The following is a 1024-nucleotide window of genomic DNA, read 5'->3' on the forward strand; positions in this document are numbered from 1 at the left end:
ACGCGAGAGATGGAAGGCCGTCTGAGCTGTCTGCGAGATGGCAAACGCTGCGGCGAGGCCTGCCAGTGCGGCGGTTGCAAGACCGGTGTGATCGGCGAAGTAGCCCATTACGGAGCCAAGAGCTTTGATTCCAGCGACCGCGACTGTCGCCGTATCGCCACCCAAACTCACGAGGGCGGTTGCTCCACCGGCGGCTGCGGAGCCGATCGACTTCAGCGCACCGGTGAGAGTGTTGGCGCCGGACTCGACCTTGCCCATCGAGTTCGCGGCCTCGCCACCGGTGCCCTTGACGGTCTCAAGGAAGGTTGTGAACTTCTCGCCTGAAGGGGACTTGACGACATCCCAGAGTGCCTGTGCGCCTTCGCGAATCTTGAACAGGATTTCGACAGTCTTCGAGTCCTCTTCGAAGCCGAAGGTCATCTTGGACCCTGCGAACTCACCCTTCGACAGGATGGACCAGACGCCCTTGATGCCGTCTACGACCTCGCGGGCCTTGACGCCGAAGCGTTCCATCTTCGTCGCCGGGCCCTCGATGGAATCGCCCGACGACATGAACGCACGACCCATGTCGGTCAGTCCTGCAGCAGCCTTCTCGGCACCGGCCTTCAGGTGGGGTGTCACCTTGTCGGTGAACTCCATAACCTTTCCGAGGCCTGCCTTCATCATCGGCAGGAATGGCTCGATCACTGCAGCACCGGCGCGGCCGAGCGCAGCCTTCATATTCGCGAATGAACCGCGAAGGGTCTTGCCAGATTCGAGCGCGGCGCCGCCGATGTTCTCCTGGATGACCTTATTGAAGGTCTCGGCGTCGACCTTGCCTTCCTTGACCATCTTGGACAGTTCTTCAGCGGTGACGCCGTACTCGTCCTGGAGCCATTGGAAGATCGGGATGCCGCGGTCGGCAAGCTGATTCAGGTTGTCGGTGTATGCCTTGCCGGAGGTCTGGACCTTGTTGAAGATCGAGCCCATTTCCTCGAGTGAGGATCCGGCAATGGTTGCTGCGTCTCCAGTGAGAGTGAGGTAC

Annotated in this window: 1 protein-coding gene; it reads right to left on the minus strand. The window is 60.8% G+C overall.

Going from position 1 to position 1024, the window contains the following annotated elements; translation table 11 throughout:
• The coding region (locus ACFVXH_RS41485) for a tape measure protein (protein WP_387831259.1) at window positions 1-1024 on the minus strand (1024 nt) is incomplete at both ends.

It is taken from the genome of Kitasatospora sp. NPDC058184, assembly GCF_042883725.1.
Taxonomy (GTDB): Bacteria; Actinomycetota; Actinomycetes; order Streptomycetales; family Streptomycetaceae; genus Kitasatospora.